This is a genomic window from Arthrobacter sp. BE255 (assembly GCF_031457335.1).
GTDB lineage: Bacteria > Actinomycetota > Actinomycetes > Actinomycetales > Micrococcaceae > Arthrobacter.
Genome location: NZ_JAVDWK010000004.1, coordinates 71,809 through 90,506 on the forward strand (window position 1 = coordinate 71,809; position 18,698 = coordinate 90,506).

General features: G+C 64.2%; 17 protein-coding genes and 1 pseudogene. 8 read left to right on the plus strand and 10 right to left on the minus strand.

Annotated features, from left to right (window positions below):
- The 3 genes and pseudogenes from J2X42_RS09065 to J2X42_RS09075 all read right to left on the minus strand — a co-directional run bounded on the left by J2X42_RS09065 (position 1) and on the right by J2X42_RS09075 (position 3,033).
- Entirely contained in the window at positions 1-702 is a 702-nt protein-coding gene (locus J2X42_RS09065) for a VOC family protein (RefSeq protein ID WP_310164405.1), read from the minus strand.
- A 529-nt stretch (positions 703-1,231) separates the two neighbouring features.
- A pseudogene (locus J2X42_RS09070) lies at positions 1,232-1,984 on the minus strand (zinc-binding dehydrogenase); the annotation flags it as partial.
- Between the two features lie 146 nt (positions 1,985-2,130).
- The gene (locus tag J2X42_RS09075; RefSeq protein ID WP_310164407.1) at positions 2,131-3,033 is read right to left on the minus strand and encodes an MBL fold metallo-hydrolase; all 903 of its coding nucleotides are present in this window, start codon (positions 3,031-3,033) and stop codon (positions 2,131-2,133) included.
- Between the two features lie 858 nt (positions 3,034-3,891).
- On the opposite strand from J2X42_RS09075, the gene J2X42_RS09080 reads away from it, so the two are divergent.
- The 4 genes from J2X42_RS09080 to J2X42_RS09095 are packed head-to-tail and all read left to right on the plus strand — an operon-like array spanning position 3,892 to position 8,593.
- Entirely contained in the window at positions 3,892-5,112 is a 1,221-nt protein-coding gene (locus J2X42_RS09080; protein ID WP_310164410.1) for an ABC transporter substrate-binding protein, read from the plus strand.
- 47 nt (positions 5,113-5,159) lie between these two features.
- A complete protein-coding gene (locus J2X42_RS09085; protein WP_310164412.1) occupies positions 5,160-6,020 on the plus strand; it encodes a branched-chain amino acid ABC transporter permease in 861 nt (286 codons plus the stop codon).
- 13 nt (positions 6,021-6,033) lie between these two features.
- Positions 6,034-7,875: a branched-chain amino acid ABC transporter ATP-binding protein/permease gene (locus J2X42_RS09090; protein WP_310164414.1), complete on the plus strand. Its 1,842-nt coding sequence runs from the start codon at positions 6,034-6,036 to the stop codon at positions 7,873-7,875.
- Positions 7,868-8,593, plus strand: coding sequence for an ABC transporter ATP-binding protein (locus J2X42_RS09095; protein WP_310164416.1), 726 nt, complete (start codon positions 7,868-7,870; stop codon positions 8,591-8,593). The genes J2X42_RS09090 and J2X42_RS09095 overlap by 8 nt, the downstream gene beginning before the upstream one ends.
- 194 nt (positions 8,594-8,787) lie before the next feature.
- Here J2X42_RS09095 and J2X42_RS09100 read toward each other — a convergent pair whose 3' ends face one another.
- The 7 genes from J2X42_RS09100 to J2X42_RS09130 form a co-directional block, all read right to left on the minus strand.
- Positions 8,788-9,156, minus strand: coding sequence for a phosphotransferase (locus J2X42_RS09100; protein ID WP_310164807.1), 369 nt, complete (start codon positions 9,154-9,156; stop codon positions 8,788-8,790).
- A 69-nt stretch (positions 9,157-9,225) separates the two neighbouring features.
- Positions 9,226-9,378 carry a hypothetical protein gene (locus tag J2X42_RS09105; protein ID WP_310164417.1) on the minus strand — a complete coding sequence of 51 codons (153 nt, stop codon included), beginning with the start codon at positions 9,376-9,378 and terminating at the stop codon, positions 9,226-9,228.
- Between the two features lie 35 nt (positions 9,379-9,413).
- Positions 9,414-9,719, minus strand: a complete 306-nt coding sequence (locus tag J2X42_RS09110; protein ID WP_310164419.1) for a phosphotransferase — start codon at positions 9,717-9,719, stop codon at positions 9,414-9,416.
- A 9-nt stretch (positions 9,720-9,728) separates the two neighbouring features.
- On the minus strand, positions 9,729-10,961 hold the full coding sequence (locus J2X42_RS09115; RefSeq protein WP_310164421.1) for an acyl-CoA dehydrogenase family protein: 1,233 nt from the start codon (positions 10,959-10,961) through the stop codon (positions 9,729-9,731).
- A gap of 67 nt (positions 10,962-11,028) precedes the next feature.
- A complete protein-coding gene (locus tag J2X42_RS09120) occupies positions 11,029-11,910 on the minus strand; it encodes an enoyl-CoA hydratase-related protein (RefSeq protein WP_310164423.1) in 882 nt (293 codons plus the stop codon).
- A gap of 307 nt (positions 11,911-12,217) precedes the next feature.
- A complete protein-coding gene (locus tag J2X42_RS09125; protein ID WP_310164424.1) occupies positions 12,218-12,868 on the minus strand; it encodes a TetR/AcrR family transcriptional regulator in 651 nt (216 codons plus the stop codon).
- 239 nt (positions 12,869-13,107) lie between these two features.
- On the minus strand, positions 13,108-13,656 hold the full coding sequence (locus tag J2X42_RS09130) for a helix-turn-helix domain-containing protein (RefSeq protein ID WP_310164426.1): 549 nt from the start codon (positions 13,654-13,656) through the stop codon (positions 13,108-13,110).
- An 883-nt stretch (positions 13,657-14,539) separates the two neighbouring features.
- On the opposite strand from J2X42_RS09130, the gene J2X42_RS09135 reads away from it, so the two are divergent.
- From J2X42_RS09135 to J2X42_RS09150, 4 genes are all read left to right on the plus strand, one after another.
- Positions 14,540-14,767: a hypothetical protein gene (locus J2X42_RS09135; RefSeq protein WP_310164428.1), complete on the plus strand. Its 228-nt coding sequence runs from the start codon at positions 14,540-14,542 to the stop codon at positions 14,765-14,767.
- A 379-nt stretch (positions 14,768-15,146) separates the two neighbouring features.
- Positions 15,147-15,617, plus strand: a complete 471-nt coding sequence (locus J2X42_RS09140) for a thioesterase family protein (RefSeq protein ID WP_310164429.1) — start codon at positions 15,147-15,149, stop codon at positions 15,615-15,617.
- A 293-nt stretch (positions 15,618-15,910) separates the two neighbouring features.
- Complete coding sequence (locus J2X42_RS09145; protein ID WP_310164431.1) at positions 15,911-17,032, plus strand: alcohol dehydrogenase catalytic domain-containing protein; 1,122 nt, start codon at positions 15,911-15,913, stop codon at positions 17,030-17,032.
- Positions 17,029-18,264 (plus strand): MFS transporter, encoded by a 1,236-nt coding sequence (locus tag J2X42_RS09150; protein ID WP_310164433.1) that lies wholly within the window; start codon positions 17,029-17,031, stop codon positions 18,262-18,264. The genes J2X42_RS09145 and J2X42_RS09150 overlap by 4 nt, the downstream gene beginning before the upstream one ends.
- The last annotated feature ends 434 nt before the right edge of the window (positions 18,265-18,698 follow it).

An 18,698-nucleotide genomic window follows, 5' to 3' on the forward strand; every position in this document is an offset into this window, starting at 1 on the left:
TCAGGCGCGCACGAAGTCGACTCCGCCGGCGGTGAAATCGGCTTCCAGGCCCTCGATATGAAAGGCGGCAATGTTGTCTCGCTCACCGCTGACGAAGCGCACCTCGCCGCCGTCCAGAACGATCCGGTCACCGTCGGCTTCCGTGCCGAGGGCGGCTGCCCACGTGGCTGCAAGCTTCGTCGGCTCGAGGGCTGTCACGGTCGCTCCTGTCACCCTGCCCGGACCCGTCACCGCCGGGGCCTGCGCGATCCACTCCGGACCTGCCCAGCGCCACGATTCCGGCTCCTTCATGCAGTCGAGCGTGATGATCGCGCCGGGAACGTCGCGCGGGTGAATGTGGATGTCCGTGTCGCCCTCGACCTCGTAATCGAAGATGACCCGAAGGCCGAGCCGGTCGATGCGCGCACGGGCGGCGGCGAGGTCGTCGACTTGGAACATTGCCATGTACGCGCCGTCGCCACCGAGCCGGTCGAGGTGCCGACCGGCGGCCGTGTTCTCCTGGACCGGAGAGATAACCTCCACGAACGTGTCTCCGAGCGCCATGACGGCGTTGTGGATACCGAAGAATGGGCCGACCACGGGGTCGCGGAACGGATCGGCGAGCGGGAGCGCCTCGCGAAGCGTCTCGACGACCGCGTCGAGGTCCTGCGCCACGAGAGTGGCCTGACGGAGGCGGAGCATGCGTTTTGTTGTTGTTGTCATGTCGACAACGTTAGTGACCGCTCTCCCCCATGGGCTAGGCGAAATCTGCCCCACATCGGTACAGTGTCGCCAACACACTTGGCGTCGGCGAACTCTGCCGCTGCCATCGCACTGGCCCCAATTTGCCGTCTCGCCATGACTCGTCGACGTCGAGGCTGTCGAGGCCCGGTGCCAACCCGGCAATGGCACGATGTGTGCCGATACAGAAGCCGCAGGAGTCTGCGTGCGAGACGACCGCGGCGAACGCGGACACGAGGTCGAAGGACACGAGCATCGTGGCCCGGTCGCCTTCGTGCACGGTCGCCACGCCTCGGTCGGGGCGGGTGGACTGCGTCAGAATGTTCGTTCGTCCTCGGCTTGGATGTTGGTCTTCCCGTCCCCTTAAGGTGTGGTCTTCTGGGTCGGTTGCGCCCAACTCGCCAGGAGCTGCAGCGCGGCGGGCTCGGGGAGCCGGCCTCGGCAGTAGGGACGGTGATGGCCTGGCCCTCGTCGGCGCTTGGTGTCGACCGGATGTCTGCTGTCATGCCGGTCAGGGGGTAATGAGAACCTTCAGGCTCTCGCGCGCGTCCATCGACTTGTAGCCCTCGGGTACCTTGTCGAGCCCGATGGTGAGATCAAAGACCTTTCCGGGCTCGACGGTGCCGTCGAGGATGCCGGGCAGGAGCTCGGCCATGTAGGCACGGCTCGGCGCCGGCCCACCGTTGAGGGTGATGTTGCCGCCGAACAGGCTGCCGAAGCCAATCGGGGCCTTGTTGTACTGGGGGACGCCCACACGACTGATCGTGCCACCGGGGCGCACCACTCCGTACGCTTGCTCGTAGGCCGGCATATGGCCTACCGCTTCCAGGACAACCTCACTGCCGTACCCGCCGGTCAGCTCGCGGACCTTCGCGACGCCCTCCTCGCCGCGCTCGGCGACGACGTCGGTGGCGCCGAACTCGCGGCCAAGGTCAGTGCGTGCGCTATGCCGGCCCATCAGCACGATCTGCTCGGCGCCGAGCTGTCTCGCTGACAGTACGGCGAGCAGCCCAACCGCGCCGTCGCCGATCACCGTGACGGTGCTGCCCGGCTTCACCCCGCCCATTTTCGCCGCGTGATACCCGGTGCCGTAAACGTCCGACAACGTCAGCAGCGACGGCATCAAAGCCGGGTCGGGCGCGACAGGCAGCTTGAACAAGGTTCCATCCGCGAGCGGGACCCGGATCGCCTCGGCCTGACCGCCCTCCTGGGCAAGCGAGTCCCAGAAGGTACCGTTCTCACAGGCCGTCTGCAGCCCCGCGCGCGGTGCGCTCGACGACGTATTGAGCACCCCCGGAGCGGGAGGTCAAGATGCGCCCCAGATCTTCTTTAGTGGGCCAGCACAGGATGATCGAGCGTTTTCTCCGCTGGCCTTGTCGGCCTTATGGCGACGGCACAATCTGCCTGGACTCAGACTGCGTCCGCGGCTGCCTTAGCGGTCTCGCGATACTGCAGTGCGCTTCCAGCGGAAAACTGCAGGCTCCAGAGATTGCCGTGATGTGGGTACTTCGTGACCATGACGGTCACCAATTCCTCCACATCCTTGGCAACCTCGTAGGCAGCGGCGAAGTCGCGGATGTAGGAGCGCGTCTGGGCGATCATGGTCTCGACCGCGTGGTCATCGCCGTCAGGCCTACGGTGTCCGGCCACGATCATACGAGGATTCAGGCTTTCCACCAGATCCACCGTCTCCAGCCAGTCGGACCACTCCTCGGGCGTCGCGAGGCCCAGCATCGGGTGGATCTCGTTGTAGATGGAGTCGCCCGCCACCACGACGTCGATCTCGGGCACGTGCACGATCGAGGTGGGATGGATGTCGGCCTGCTTGACCTCGATAATGTTCACCGCTGATCCGTCCACGAACAAGGTGCGTTCGTCGATCGGTTCCGGAAGCGGCCCTAGTGTCACGCAGGCGTCACCGAACAACATCCTCCACTGCTCCTTGTGCAGCTCCATTCCTTCCTTGATGGCATCGACCACGTCGGGCAGCGCCACGCACCGTGCGCCCGGGAACCGCTCGAGGAGCGGCCCGAGCCCCGCATAGTGATCGGCGTGCGCGTGGGTGATGTATATCGTCGTCAACGACTTGCCCGTGCGCTCGATCAAGTCCCCAAGTTCTCGGACGTCCTCCTTCAGATACAGCGCATCGATCAGGATCGCCTCCGTCGGGCCGCTGATCAGCGTTGCGCTGGTCGGCGAGAACTTGCCGCTGATCATCTCCGGCCAATCTGCCGGGATGTCGGGCCACCGCCCGACGAACGACGTGGCGCGGATCGGCGGAACGGTTACGGGCGAGTGCTTTTCAACGTCCATGACGTACATACCTCCTGGGTTCGACCTGAGAGCCGCACGAGTAGGGACGTGCTGCCGGTCATCTCGAACCTACGGGGGTGCGATGTGCGTCACATAGGCCGAATGCGCCCGACACCGGTACAAAAATGACACGAATCGGACACATTCCCTCTGTGTCAGCCTGCTTGTGAACCAGTGGTTCTTGATGTGAGGGTGCGCCGGTGTCGGATCCAACTGGTACAACAGCGCACACTCTCACAGCGGTATCGTCTGGCACACCCCGGATCGGCCTTCGGCGGCACCTGGATCGACGTACAGACAGCCCGCCAGGCCACCCTCGACACCGCTTGGCGGACCAACCCCGCCCGATTCAACCGGCGCCCCACCACACCCCAATTGCCAATCGAAGTCTAGACCAACGACCCCGCCAAGCGGTTCCAAACAGGTTGACATCTTCCGATTGGACTCACGACGGCGTAAAAGTCCGACGACGGTCCTCCTCACGGTCCGGACCTAACCGCAAGACTGGTCACAGAAGATCACGCTTCATCAGCTTTGCGGTGGGCGTGCAGTCCTCGGACAGCTCGGTGGGATGCGTATATTGACACCGAGATCGAGTTCAGGATTAGCCGAATGCAGGCGCGGACGTCAACAGGTCTCCGCCCAAGCGCGCGAAGACAGCAGATCCGAATGGAGTCTTGACGGTGTGACGGAGATTACTGTAGACATGAGCTCGACGTCAGGCTCAGATTCATCTTCCGGCCCTTGATCTCGGGTCGCGGACTACACGTCGAAACGATCACATCTTCTGGGCTTGGCCCGGGAGTCCTGCCTCGTTGCGCGAGCCGGCGACGAGACATCTACTGGAGAGGCCCCACCATGTCCACACGAAGGCGCTGCACGGCGCTGATCAGTTTCGCTCTCGCAAGCAGCCTCATCCTCGCCGGATGCGGTGGCAGGTCGACCGGCTCGAGCGATGACAGCACGGTCGACATCCTGGTGCTCACTCCCCTGAGCGGACCAGCCGCCACCCTGGGCCAGACAGGCAAGGACGCATTCACGGCGGCGGCAAAGGTCGTCAACAAAGAGGGCGGCATCCTCGGTCGCCAAGTCAAGCTGACCTTCAAGGATGACCGTTTCGATCCGGTCACTGCGCAGCAGATCCTGAAGGAGTCACTCAGCTCCGACAACCCGCCAGACCTGGTCTTCCCCGGTCAGACCAGCCGGGTAGCAGTGCCCCTCATGCCGCTGCTCACGCAGGCGAAGATCCTGTCGATCGGTTCGTCGGCTTCTCCCTTGGCCAACGATCCGAAGAAGTTTCCGTTCGCGTTCAACCTGCTGCCCCCGGCCGACGAATACGAGAAGCCCATCATCAAGCGCCTCAGCGAGCAGGGCGTCAAAAAGGTGGGCGCGATCCTCTCGGCCGAGGAGAGCGGCGCCATCGCCGCCGACGCGCTGGCGCGTCAGGCCAAGGAGTACGGACTCGAGATCGCGTTCGAGAAGATCGACGCCGAGGCCGTGGACGCTACCCCGGAGCTTTCGCGGCTGAAGCGTGACAACCCCCAGGCCCTCATCACCGAGGGCCTCACGAGCCCGGCCACTTTGGGCGTCTTCCTGAAGAGCAAGAGCAAACTCGGCTGGGACATCGAGACGTACTTCGGCCAGACCAATGCCGCGAACAGCATCGAGAATGGCACCGAGGAGCAGATCCGCGGCAGCTTCGTGCAGTCGGCAGCGATCAGCGTCAAGGGTACGAAACTGCAGCAGACCGACAACTTCAAGACCTTCCAGAAGGCTGTCGACGCTGAGGGAGCGACGAAGAACTACCCACTTTTCGTGTCCGCGCTCAACTACACCTCGCTCCTGATGCTGCGGGCCGGCGCCGAGAAGGCCGGCTCCCTCGATGGGACCAAGGTGGCCAAGGCGATCGAGTCGTTCAAGACCGCCGAGGACATCCCCGGCTGGTTCCTCACGGAGAACCCCGGCTTCTCCGCTGATCGCCACCAGCCGGTCTGGAACCCGGAGGACTTCGCGGTGGCGAAGCTCGGCTACCCGGGCTACGACCCGGCCTCGGGCCTGTTCCTCCCCGAGGGCAGTTGACGCACTGGCCGGCGTCCGTATCCACAACATCTTCCATCGGAGTCAGCATGACCATTGTCTGGGCCGGGCTATCCCTGGGGGCGGTTTACGCTCTCGTGGCGCTGTGTCTTAACATCACCTACTCGAACACCGGAATCTTCAACTTCGCCCAGCCTCACTTCCTCATGGTCGGCGCGTTTGCCGGCTACGAGCTGCAGAACCGTTGGGGCGTCCCGCTACCTCTGGTCCTGCTCGGGTGCGCGATCATCGGCGGACTCGTTGGCTACGTCGAGGAACGCCTGGCGATTCGCACCCTGGGCGGAAGCCGCGGACACACCGTTCTCGTCACGATAATCGGCTTCGCCGTCGTGCTCGAGGGATTCATCATCGTCGCGTGGAGCACCGATCCTTATACCTTCAAGTTCATGGAATCAGCGCAGGCCCTGGACCTCCTGGGCGGACGCGTGCTTCCTATCGACCTCGTGCTCATCGCCCTGGCCTTCAGCCTCATGATCCTGCTCGTCATGATCCAGCGGACGAAGTGGGGCCTCGCCGGCTCCGCGGCAACCATGGACAGCGACGTGGCCCGCCTCCGCGGCATCAACGTGGAACGCGTGACCACCGGCGCCTTCATCGCCGCAGGAGCTCTCGCCGGCGCAATCGGGCCACTCGTGGGATCCAAGATCGGCATCGTCCACAGCATGGGCAACAACCTCGTCGTGTTGGCGTTCGCCGCACTCGCGGTTGGCGGCTTCGGCAGCTACGTGGGATGCATCCTCGGCGGTTTCATCACCGGGCTGCTGCAGCTGGCCACGACATATCTATTCGGTAACGACCTGCCGCTCATCATTCTATTGGCATTCCTGCTGGTCACGCTGCTGCTGCGGCCTACGGGAGTTCTCGGCGCGAGGAGTCTGCGAAGTGTCTGAATCAACCAGCCCGGTGGTCGTTTCACGACCCGCGCTCAAGCATGGGTGGGTCATTCCCCCGATCATCGCCCTTCTGTTCATCCTGCTCGGCCCCAGCATCTTCGGGGTGCATGACCAACAGCAGATCCTGCTCGTGGCGATCTACACATTGATCGTCCTGGGACTCAACCTGAGCTTTGGCTTCGGAGGCGAGCTCGCCTTCGGTCAAGTGGCGATCTTCGCGGTCGGCGCCTACACGACAGCCATCCTGCACTCGTACGGCCATACGGACCTGTTGCTGGCCGGCATGGTGGCGATCCTGGCCGCAGCCGTCGTCGGGTTCGTGTCCGGCATACCGGGAATGCGGCTGAGCCATCACACGCTCGCGCTCACGTCGTTCTTCCTGGTCCTCGTGCTGCCCGACGTCATCGCGATCTTCGACATGTACACCGGTGGACAGACCGGACTGTCGGGGATCATCTTCCCGACGGTGCTCGGCCAGACGCTCGACACCGACGGCTTCTTCATCTTCGTCATCGCGACGTGCTTCGTAGCGATCGTCTGCATCAGAAACTTGGTGCTGTCCCACCACGGCGAGGCGCTCAGCGTGCTTCGCGAGAGCCCGCTCCTGGCGGAGTCCCTCGGGCTCTCGGTCTATCGTCTGCGGATCTTCGCGTACGTCGTCGGCGGACTTCCAGCAGGCGTGGCCGGCGTCCTCTGGGCCTACCTGTCGGGCTTCGTCTACCCGGACACCTTCCTGCTGTCCACCTCCATCGCGATCCTTGCGGCGTCCGTAGTCGGCGGATCGCGGAGCATCTACGGGGCCGCCATCGGGTCGGCCCTGCTGATCTTCGGACCCCTCCAGGCGTCGGCGGCGCAGGAGTACTCCCTGCTCATTTACGGCGTCTTCCTTGTCGTGGTGGCAGTCGTCGCGAGGGCGGGACTCGCCGGCCTCGGCTGGACTGCCATGACCCGTGTCCTGCGCCGGCTCCCGGCCACGCTCACCCAGCCCGGGGAGACTCTCGACGAGGGCTACGACAGTGCCTCCAGCCCTGGTGAGCGACTGGTCGTCGAGGGGGTCACCAAGGCGTTCGGCGGTCTCCAGGCGCTGCAAGGGGTCAACCTCGCGGCAGAGCCGGGCCAGATCACCGCGATCCTCGGCGCCAACGGTGCCGGCAAGTCCACGCTGCTCAACGCCGTCTCCTGCTTCGTACGCGCCGACAGCGGGAGGATCCTCGTCGGGGGCGAAGAGATCCAGAGCCTGCGTCCGCACCGTGCCGCTCGCTTGGGCATTGGCCGGACGTTCCAGACCCCGCTCATCCCCGAGGAGCTGACGGCGCTCGAGGTCGTGAGGACCGGGCGTCTGCACATGCGTAGGGCAGGGCCCCTCGCGACGCTGCTCCGGCTGTCGAACTTTAGGAGGATCCGCCGCGACGACACACAGGCGGCCCTCGCCGCCCTCGCGTTCGCGGGCCTGCTGCACCACGCCGATCAAGAGGCGCGGTCGCTGCCACTCGGCACCCGCCGGCTGCTGGAGGTCGTGAGAGCGTTCGCCGGCCAGCCGAGCGTCGTGCTGCTCGACGAGCCGGCCGCAGGTCTCGACGACACCGGCCTGCGGGACCTGGCAGAGCTGCTGGTCCGTTTCCGCGATGCTGGCGCGACGGTCGTGCTGGTGGAGCACAACGTGCCCTTCGTCCTCGGCTTCGCCAATGCCGTCCATGTCATGGGTCTGGGCAAGGTCATCGCCTCAGGCACTCCCGACGAGATCCGCAACGATCCCGAAGTCATCGCATCGTACCTCGGCAACCGGACCGCCCCCGTCCCGGCCGCCGAGTCGGCCACCATCCCTCCAGCAGATGAGAGCGACCATGTCTGAAGCCCTGATGACTGTGACCGGCCTCCGAGCCGGCTATGGCGACATGATCGCCGTGTGGGACATCTCCCTGGAGGCGAGGCCCGGTCGGGTCACCGCCTTGGTGGGCCGCAACGGAGCAGGCAAGTCGACGTTCCTCAATGCCGTGGCCGGCCTGCTCCCGGTCCGGGCCGGCACGATCACGTTGTCCGGCTCCGACGTCACCCACATCCCCGCACACGAACGTGTGACACACGGGTTGGCACTCGTTCCCGAGGGCAAGCGCATCTTTCGCGCCATGACGGTCCGTGAGAATCTCATGCTCGGGCAGTTCAGCGGTCGGTCGAAGGGCACGGAGAGCCAGACCATCATGGCCGAGATGTTCGACCGGTTCCCTGCACTGGGCCAGCGGCCGGACGCCCAGGCAGGATCGCTCAGCGGCGGTCAGCAGCAGATGCTGACGATCGCCCAGGCGCTGTCGTCGCGACCGTCTGTGCTGTGCCTCGACGAGCCGTCGTCGGGTCTGGCGCCGATCGTCGTCGATGAGGTGTTCGCCATCGTGCGCGACCTGCGCGCCGAGGGCTATGCGATCGTGTTGGTGGAGCAGCAGGTCGAGGCGGTCCTCAACGGGATCGCGGACGATATCGTGATCATCGACCAGGGTCGCATGGTCCTGGCCGACGAGGCTGCCAACGTCACGCTGGAGCAGATCATCCAGGCGACGCTGCACGGCGCAGCGTGAGGGCCGGCCCGTCCTGGCATTCCGGCAACGGATCGTGAGTTCGAGCGCGACAGATAACAGAGCATCGACTCTCCACACGTTGATCCGTGGCAGGAGGTCGGTGCGTTGTCTGTTGTCTGTTACTGGCGCGCTTATTGGCCGTCGCGACGATGGCTCGATCAGCTCGGCCGTCGGCGGACCGTCCTCGGCCAGGTTCACCGGCTCGTCCGGGGCGCGCCGTCGCCTTCGGCGATGATCGCGATCGTCCATATCCCGAGCGCCTCCCAGAAGGTCAGCGCACCGAGCTTGCGACCGGATTCGGCCGCGTAAGTCTCGGCTATCTCCTGCCGCGACGCGGATCCCTCCAGTGTGGAGGCCTCGAACAGGCCGCTCGGCGGGTCGGACGGTTCCGGCCAGTACGCCACCGTTGAACCGAGGTCGGCCAGGGGGTCCTCCAAGGTCGAAAGCACCCAGTCGAGCGTCGTCCGCAGGCCGGCCGTGATCGGGTCGTGGATGACGTTGCGGATGTGTAGGTCCCTGTGGACCACGGCGAGCGAGGTCTCGCTGGGGGTGTTGTTCTGCAGGCGCGGTCAGCCTGTCCAGGGTCGGACGGTCCCGGGTGCGGCTGGCATCCCACTGGCGACTCCAGCGCTTCAGCTGCTGCTGGGCGTACGCGGCGAGTGGCTTGCCCGGGCGCTCAGTCCGACGCGGTCGAGGTGGACGGCGTGGAGCCGCGCCAGGACCCGGGCCAGCTCGAGACCGATCTGGTGCCGTTGCTCCTGGGTCAGGGCCTCAGCGGCCGTCATCCGGTCCACGACGAGCCCGTCGACGTACTAGGCGATCAGCGCGGGAGCGTGCAGATCGCAGGGTCCTCGGCTAGGGCAACCACTCCAGGTGTCGGCACCGGCGTCCCGGCCAGAGCGGAGAGGATCTTGTGCTCGCGTGAGACGCCGTGGGCGGACGCCAGCAGATTTCCCAAGGGGGGCCGGCGTGCGACCCAGCGGTTGCCTACCTCGTCTGTCAGCTCGTAGGTGAGGTTGGACTGGCCAAGGCCGATCCGCTTCGCCGTGAACGTTCCCTTCTTTTTCTGTTCTGATCTGCGTCGCGACGCCGCACCGTGGTGATCCACAGCGCGGCGTCGCGGCACTTCAGCAGTTCAGCGTGCGACGACGGAATCCCGCATCCGCTTGAGCTCGACCCGGGCGATGGTGCGCTTGTGGACCTCGTCGGGTCCGTCGGCGAGCCGGAGGGTGCGCTGGTGCGCGTAGAAGCTGGCCAGAGGGAAGTCCTCGGTCACGCCGCCGCCACCGTGGACTTGGATCGCGCGGTCGATGATCTTGAGTGCCATCTGAGGACCGGCGACCTTGATCGCGGCGATCTCGACGCGCGCCTTCCGGTTGCCGACGGTGTCCATCAGCCACGCCGTCTTCAGTGTAAGGAGGCGGACCATCTCGATCTCGATCCGCGCCTCCGCGATCCAGTCCTGGATGTTCGAGCGGTTGGCGACGGGTTCACCGAAGGTCACCCGGGTCTGCGCGCGCTGGATCATCAGGTCGAGGGCACGCTCGGCCATGCCGATCGAGCGCATGCAGTGGTGGATCCGACCGGGTCCGAGGCGAGCCTGACCGATCATGAACCCGTCACCCTCGCCGGCGAGCAGGGCCGTCGCGGGAACCCGGACGTCCTCGAACAGGATCTCGGCGTGTCCCTCACGGTCCATGTAGCCGAAGACCGGCAGGCCGCGGACGATCGTGACGCCCGGAGTGTCGATCGGGACCACCATCATCGACTGCTGCCGGTGCACCTCCGCGGCCGGGTCAGTCTTGCCCATGACGATCAGGACCTTACAGTTCGCGTGGAGGGCGTTCGAGGCGAACCACTTGCGACCGTTGAGGACGTATTCGCCCCCGTCCCGCACCATCGAGAGCTCGACGTTGGTGGCGTCCGAGCTGGCCACGTCAGGCTCAGTCATGCAGAAGGCCGAGTTGATTTCGCCGGCCAGGAGCGGCTTGAGCCACTTCTGCTTGTGCTCCTCGGTGCCGAAGAGCTGGAAGACCTCCATGTTGCCGGTGTCCGGCGCGTTGCAGTTGGTCGCCTCCGGGGCGAGCTTGGGGCTTCGTCCCATGATCTCGGCGAGGGGTGCGTAGTCGAGGTTGCTGAGGCCCGGGGATCCCCACGCCTCGTCCTCGTGCGGGTGGAAGAGATTCCACAGCCCGCGCTTGCGCGCTTCGGTCTTCAACTCCTCCAGGATCGGGGGGTGGAAGTAGGGGTTGCCCGACTCCGCCATCTGTGCGTCGTAGATCCCCTCCGCCGGGTAGACGTGCTCGTCCATGAAGGTGAGCAGCTTCTCCTGGTATTCGCGGCTACGCTCTGAAAACTCGAAGTCCATCTCAATTCCTCGTCTCATTGTTGGGCAAAATCGTGGTGTCGCGCGGCGCGGTCGCGCCGGCGGGTCCTTAGGTCGTGTCGGCAACCCGTTGGGCCGTCATCGTCCTGTTACCCCCGTGCCAGCCAACGGGGAAGCTTGGGGTCTGCTTCGCGACGAAGGCGCCCACTGCCGCGGCGTGTTCGTCGGTCAGGCCGGTGGCCTTGTGCAAGGGCACCTCGGCGTACATCGAGGAAGTGAGATCCTCCTGGGGTGCCCGCAGAAGGTTCTGCTTCATCGCTTCGAGGGCATGGGAGGGTCCGGCGGCCAGGCGTCCGGCGATCTCGCGGGTGCGCTGCTCGAGCTCGTCCTCTGGGGCGAGCCAGTTGATCAACCCAAGAGACAAGCACTCCTCGCCGCAGATCCTGGGGTAGAGGAACATGAGCTCCCGCGCCTTGGCGGGCCCTACCAGCCGGTCCAGCAACCACGCCGCGCCGAAGTCACCGGCCAGCCCGACCGCACCGAAGGCGGTCGCGAACACCGTCCGCGGCGATCCGATGCGCAAGTCAGCAGCGAGGGCAAGTCCGATGCCCGCGCCGGCGGCCGCTCCAGAGATGGACGCAAGCACAGGCTTTGGGCACCGGTGGATGCGGCCGACCGTCTCCTCCTGATCGCGGCGCTGCATATCGACGGCGGCCCGGTCGATCTCGGCGGCGCCGCCTCCTTCGCCACCCTTCGCGTGAAAGGCCTGGATGTCCCCTCCGGAGCAGAATGCGCCGCCCGCGCCAGTGAGGACGATCGCTCCCACCTCGCGCAACGACTCCATCTCGTTCAAGGCGGCCGAAAGTCCTTTGATCATCGCGCCCGAGAGTGCGTTGCGGCGATCGGGGCGATTGAGCGTGATGGTGCCGACGCCGTTGGTGACTTCGGTCAGAACCTCGTCGCCGACAAGGCGGCTGTCCTCAGCAACCACTGGGAACCACCTGCCGCAGCGTGTCGGCTACTCGGGCGAAGCAATGAGTCCGCGCTCTGCGCGAAGGGATGGCATATGAACTTGAACTCACCCTCATATTCATAGGCATACGATACCACACGGAGAACGCGCCACTGCTCGCTGCGGATGGGGCCGCTTCCCCGGTGCAAGGCGAAGCCACACCCTACGTGACAGTGCGGTTGATGGCGGGCGCACCACTCCGTCGAACCACATCCGAGGGTGGAGTGGTCGTGGTCGCCAAGGACGCGAAGACGCGCTCTGCCCGGGCTCCGGCCTTAGCCGGTCGTCATTTCTTGTCGGCGGCTTGAGGCATGGTGAGGTCGTGTTCGATGCGTAAAGCGTTACACCAAAGCCGGGTCGCGGTGTAGACGAGCTCCTCGAAGTCGCCTCCGTCGTTGAGTACGAATGTGGCGAACGCGAACCTGCTGATCATGCCGGAGAGTAGGCGCGAGGCCATCACAGGATCGACGTCGGGATCGGCTAGACCTCGCGCTTGAAGGTCCTTGATCGCGCGGGCATTTCGTTCGACGAAGACCCAGCCGCGGGCCCGCCGCAACTCCCGGACCTTGGGGTCGATACTCGCGACCTCCTCCAGCAGCTGCATGAGTTTCGCATTGCGACGGAAGCTCTCCAGGTAGGCACGATTGCTCGCCTCGATGATCGCGGCGGGATTATCGACCCCGTCAACGTGCTCCATCCCGGGGTGGAGCATCTCGTTCTTGGTCGCCTCCATGACTGCGGCGAAAATCTCACCCTTGTCCAGGAAGTAGGTGTAGAAGGTGCCGGTGGCGCACTTGGCCTCGGCCGTGATGTCGGTCAGCCGGGCATCGAGGTAACCGTCGCGCTCGAAGACGACCCGCGCAGCGTCGACTAACGCCTGGCGGGTGCGGATGCCTCGTTGCGAGAGCGGTGGCCTGCGAGCGGTATCTTTGGTCACGAACGTCCTTCTCCTTCACCGGCTGCCAGATTGCCTCGTCCACGTCCGGCAAGGCGAGAACTCCGGACCTGGAGAGTCTATCGTCTCACCAGGTCGGAGGTCCTGGCGCCGCCTCTGCGGCAACGCGGTGCTTTAGGCCTTGGCCGGTTCCCGTTGCAGTCGAACCTGCGCGCGAATTTCGTATTCAATTCCAGCGCACCCCGCCGCAATGGCCGCGGACGACAGGCGACGCCGGCGGATCAGGTGATGCGCAGCGCGTTAGCCCACAACCGGGTCAGGGAGGCGACCAACTCCTCCATGCCCCACGGGTCGCCCATCACGAAGGCGCCGTAGGCCATCCGGCTCACCATGACCGACAGCGCGGTCGCGGCAAGGAAGGCGTCCACCTCGGGGTCCGCAATCCCGCGCGCCTGCAGGTCCTTGATGCTCTGGGCGTTGCGCTCCGCGAAGGCGCGGCCGCGGGCACGACGGAGCGCCCTAACCCCCTCATCGACTGCGCTGACCTGGTCCAACAGCCGCATCAGCTTCGCATTTCGCCGGTATGCGGTCAGATACGCCCGATTGCTGGCTTCTATCACCGCTAGCGGAGCGTCGCTGGGAAACATCCGCCTCACCTGCGGGTGGACCATCTCCTCCTGAACGGACTCGAGGACAGCCGCGAAGACCTCCTCCTTGCTCGTGAAGTACGTGTAGAAGGATCCTGCCGCCACTTTGGCCTCAGCGGTGATGTCAGAAAGCCGTGCGTCGAGGTATCCGTCACGCTCGAAGACAGTGCGCGCAGCCGCCACGAGGGCTGCCCGCGTGCGAGCCCCGCGCGCGGTACGGGGTGATTCCTTTGCCGAACCGCCGTCGCGTCTCGGCGCTGATCCCAACGAGTCCATGACTGAACCTAACCTGAAACCGACGTCAATGTCTATTCCCGTTCGATGCGACCGCGGGGGCACGGGGCACTGGGCAGGAGCCAGGGAGAAGTTACTCGGGGCCCAACACCGCTTGGATATCGTCTTCTCTCGATGTCGATCGCGTTCCTGCTGCTACGTGGACGCCCCCGCGTTCGGCCGTCCGTTCATCGCGAACCCTGACCTGCCGCGCCGGGTTCGCGATCGGTGCCGCGCTCAAGGAGCCGGGCGGTGTCGCCGATGATTGCGCTGCACGCACTCGCGTCGCGTCGCTGGTGGTCGGATCGCGTCGCTTCCGTACCGATGTCCGGCAGGTTTGACCTATGTCGCGGCGCGCGGCGCCTCCTATGCTGGCGTGACCAGCGGCACTTCGTTCGGGCAGTGTTCGAGTGGGACCCTGCCAGTTCGGACCGACCGCACCGCTTGCCGCCCCTCCCCTACGAAGCCACCCGCACCTACTCTCAATTGGCGCTGGCCCGAGTCGACCGATGGGTGGAAATTCCCGGGGGAAAAGCTGCAGCACAAACAAAACAATGAATTGCGATACGAAAGGCGCCACCATGAGAGACCATGCAGATTGGAAGGATTTGGCCGGCAGGCAGGTCCACGTTCAGAAAGAAGGCCGAACTATCCGGACCGGGCATGTCAAGGACGTAACCGTTACTGCAGACGCTCTCTGGCTGGAACCCTACGGCGTCGAACCTCGAACCCTGTATGAAAAAGCGCAGGGCTATAACGCCCTACTTATCCGACCCGGCGAGGTGCGCAAGTCATGATCATGCAGGATGTGGAACCCATCGAAATCAAGGTCCGAGACAGGGCCTCCATGGACCGCTGCATCACTGCGGCGGTCGACCGGATGATCGAGAGTGCCAGGCGGCAGCGGACGAACGGCATCTTGGTGACCCGGTTCGGAGACGGACACTTCGTCGTCGGCCTCAGCGATGCAGTCCCCTTTGGCTACACGGATCAACTCGATTCGCGACGCCAAACCGCTTAACTGACTGCGGACACTGTTCCCGATCGTCCATCCGGTCGGGCCCAAAAGATCCCCGGGAGATGGTCCGGGGCTGACACGCCCGCCATGCCAACGGACAGTCCCCATGAGGTTTGTGGCGTACGCCACTTCTTGATATCTGCGCCAACCCGGAATGCGACATTGTCTCTTCGACCGTTCGAAGGAGGAATCGAATAGCTCTGACGCGCATATGCGACTGAGGGGCGCGATTTTCCTATAGGGACTCGTTGTTCATCCGTAGCGTTGCAACAGTGGCGCCTCGTTCGGAGCCGCGCCAACCACACTGGAGGTTACGATGAGCAGCAAAACCCCTTCCTCGAAGCTAAGCCGACCGGTCCGTTAGTCTCTAGAGGAGCGAATTATGCCTGATTCCGATGTTGACCGGTCCCTGACGATCGATGACTTTGCCGTTGTCCGTCGCGCTGACACCCGCTGGGCGGACAATGACATGTTTGGTCACCTGAACAACGCGGTCTACTACCAGCTCTTCGATTCGGCCATCAATGGGTGGGTTCTGGAAGCCACGGGAGTGACGACAGGAGCTCTTTCGGCCCGCGGGGTTGTGGCGGAGTCCGGCTGCAAGTTTTTCCGGGAAGTCGGGTTTCCCGATGCGATCGTCATTGGCATACGTATCGCACACCTGGGGCGGAGCAGCGTCATCTATGAACTAGGGCTGTTCAGCCCGGTCCGGGATGGAGACCCGGACCCCGCGGTGGCTGCGCTGGGGCGCTGGGTTCATGTATATGTTGACCCTGCGGCGGGCAGGCCGGTCTCCATTCCGGAACCAGTCAGGTCGTTGCTGGAGCTGACCGCGGCATTCACTAGAGCCTGATTTAGTCGCGTCTGGGGCCCGCTTTCCGTGCGAAAGCGGGCTCCGAATGCAGCAGCGTTAGATGCCATCGGTGTTGAATCGTTTCCAGCCCGACCACAAATCGTGCGAGCCGATCCTGGGCGGTGTGCATAGCTTCTGTCCTACTTCAAGCTCCTACCCAACTTGTGCAAGTGCAGGAGATCCCACGCACGCCGTCGGGCAAATTCAGCGCTTTCGCCTGAAAGCATTTCTCTTCTCAACACAACCAAAGCTTAGGCAAGACCCAAAGGGCGTCCTGGGCGGAAGGAACGAACGTGAAAATCCTTGGTGCGGTACTCGAAGTCAGCGGAGCAGCACGGCCATTCGCCGCATCGCAACCAATATCTATTGCTGAGCTGGAGCTGGACGCTCCCGGTAAAGGGGAGGTCCTGGTCAAAATTGAAGCAGCAGGTTTATGCCACTCGGATCTGTCAGTAGTGGACGGCAACAGGTTGCGCCCTCTCCCAATGTTGCTCGGTCACGAAGCTGCCGGACGAATTGAGCAGCTTGGTGAGGATGTCCACGATCTGCAGCTGGGGCAGCGTGTCGTGATGGTCTTCCTCCCGCGGTGCGATCACTGCGCCGGTTGCGGCACCGGCGGCCTAATGCCCTGTGAACGGGGCAGCCGGTCCAATACCGCGGGAACCCTGCTCGCAGGAGGCGTCCGGCTGCACCGCGGATCCGAGGAAATCAAGCATCATCTCGGTGTATCCGGCTTTGCAACACATGCCGTCGTTGACCGACATTCCGTTGTGGCGGTAGATGATGATGTGCCCCCGGACATCGCTGCCGTACTGGGTTGTGCAGTATTAACGGGCGGCGGGGCTGTTATCAACGCGGGCAGACCCCAACCCGGACAAACCGTCATCGTTGTCGGATTGGGCGGTGTCGGGATGGCCGCACTTATTACGGCTCTTGCCCAAGACGGCGTCAAAGTCATCGGCGTCGACGGACTACCGGAGAAACTGCAGATGGCCCGGGAGCTTGGAGCATCAGCGGCGTATTCTCCGCAAGACATCCTGGACCACAAAATCAGGGGATCTGTGGTCATCGAGGCGGCGGGCAATGCGCGAGCCTTTGAAACGGCCGTTGCCCTGACCGCACCAGGGGGACGCACCGTAACAGTCGGCCTGCCAGCACCTGATGCAACCTCAGCAATTTCCCCGCTCGCGCTCGTAGCAGAGGCCAGAACCATCATCGGAAGTTACCTGGGCTCCGCAGTTCCGTCACGGGACATACCGATCTTCGCCCAGCTATGGCGTGAAGGGAAACTACCCGTGGAAAAGCTCATATCTTCAAGGATCGGACTCAACGACATCAACGAAGGAATGGATCAGCTGGCAGACGGTAGGGCCATTCGCCAGATCATCATGTTCAATGGCGACTCGACAACATGAGCGTTATTGATCCGCGGACACAAGCCAGGAGAACAGTCCGTCGTCTTCCTGAGGGTTTCGCCTTCGCTGGAAGTGCGACAGCCTTCGTCAGCCTCTATGTTGCTGGGGGAGCGCCCACCCCGCTCTTGACGTACTACCAGCAGCAATGGAACTTCGCCGTGCCCCTGCTGACGCTCGCATTTGCCGTCTATTCCGGCGGGTTCCTTATTGCCCTCCTCACTGCCGGGTCCCTTTCGGACCACCTGGGCCGCCGCCCCGTCCTCCTCGGCGCCCTGTTCGTTCAGCTCGCATCGATGGTCATGTTCCTCACTGCCACTGATATCGGGGCAGTCATCGCCGCCCGTATTGTCCAGGGAGTGGCCACCGGAGCCGCCACCAGCGCCTTCAGTGCCGCTCTGGTGGAGCTCGCCCCACCCAGCAAGAAGAAGCTGGGGACCGTCCTTGGCAGTGTTGGCATTGGAGGCGGATTGGCCGTGGGGGCCTTGCTGGCAGGATTGGCCATTGAGTATGTGCCACGGCCGGATGTGCCCGTCTTTATCGCCCTGACCGCGATCACCGTGGTTGGCATAGTGGTCATTGCCCTTGCCCCCGAAAGCGGCCTGCGCAGGCAGGGCGCCCTTCGCTCCCTTCTCCCCCGGATCACAGTCCCGGCGGCAGCCCGCGGTGAGTTCCTCGGAGCAGCTCCCGCGGTCGCCGCCGGCTGGATGCTTGGAGCCCTGTCCCTGGGCCTGGCCCCGTCCATCGTGCGGCACGTGTTCCAGATCGACAGTGGCCTCCTCATCGGTTTCACGGTTTTTGTTGGACCGGCCGCCTCTGCGGTTACGGGCCTGGCACTCATGCGGGTTGGTTCCCGTCATGGAATGATCCTCGGCGTCATAGCATTGATCGTCGGGACTGCAGGGATTCTGTCCGGCGTACTGGCCGGCAGCCTGGTGCTCATGGTTGCAGGCCAAGTGGTGGGCGGGATTGGCTTCGGGGCAGCCTTCGCGGCGGCATTGCGCCTGCTCATGCCTCTCGCCGCAGCACAGGAAAGGGGCGGACTGATGGCAGCGGTGTACATCCTGGCTTACGGTGCCTTCAGCATCCCCGTCATCCTGGTGGGACTACTGACCCCTTCGGTAGGCCTGGTCCCGGCACTTATCGCCTACGGAATCGTCACCGTCCTCCTCGGCGCCATCAGCCTGTTCCGCCAGATAAGCACCCCACCATCCCTGCGTTCAGACGGGCCCTAGATGGGCCCCGGCACGACAACCGTGGCTGAAAATACTAATCAGAAAGATTTTGATCTACGGACGGGATCCAGACGTCGGGTGCAGACGACCGCGTGGGCAGATATGTCTAATCGAGATCTTCACTTATAGCGGATGTTGTCGGCTGCGAATACCTGCCGCGCAGATGTACAAGGCGGAGCACCCCTTGGTAAGGGACGCATAGCTGTAAGGTTCGGGCTTTGCAGCAGCCGGGACGACAAATCAGCCATACCGACTGCCCGGTTGGGGTACACCCCAACCTGACATTAGGCAGAAAGGCAAGGAGGTGTGGCTATTATCGCTATTTGGCGGCGTTCTGTGATCGCTTTTGGCGTAAGCCTCGACATGCCCACAAACGATCGTTTCCGGCGAGAAGCCGCGACGGCCGTACGGGACTCCACTGCAGCGCCCCACGA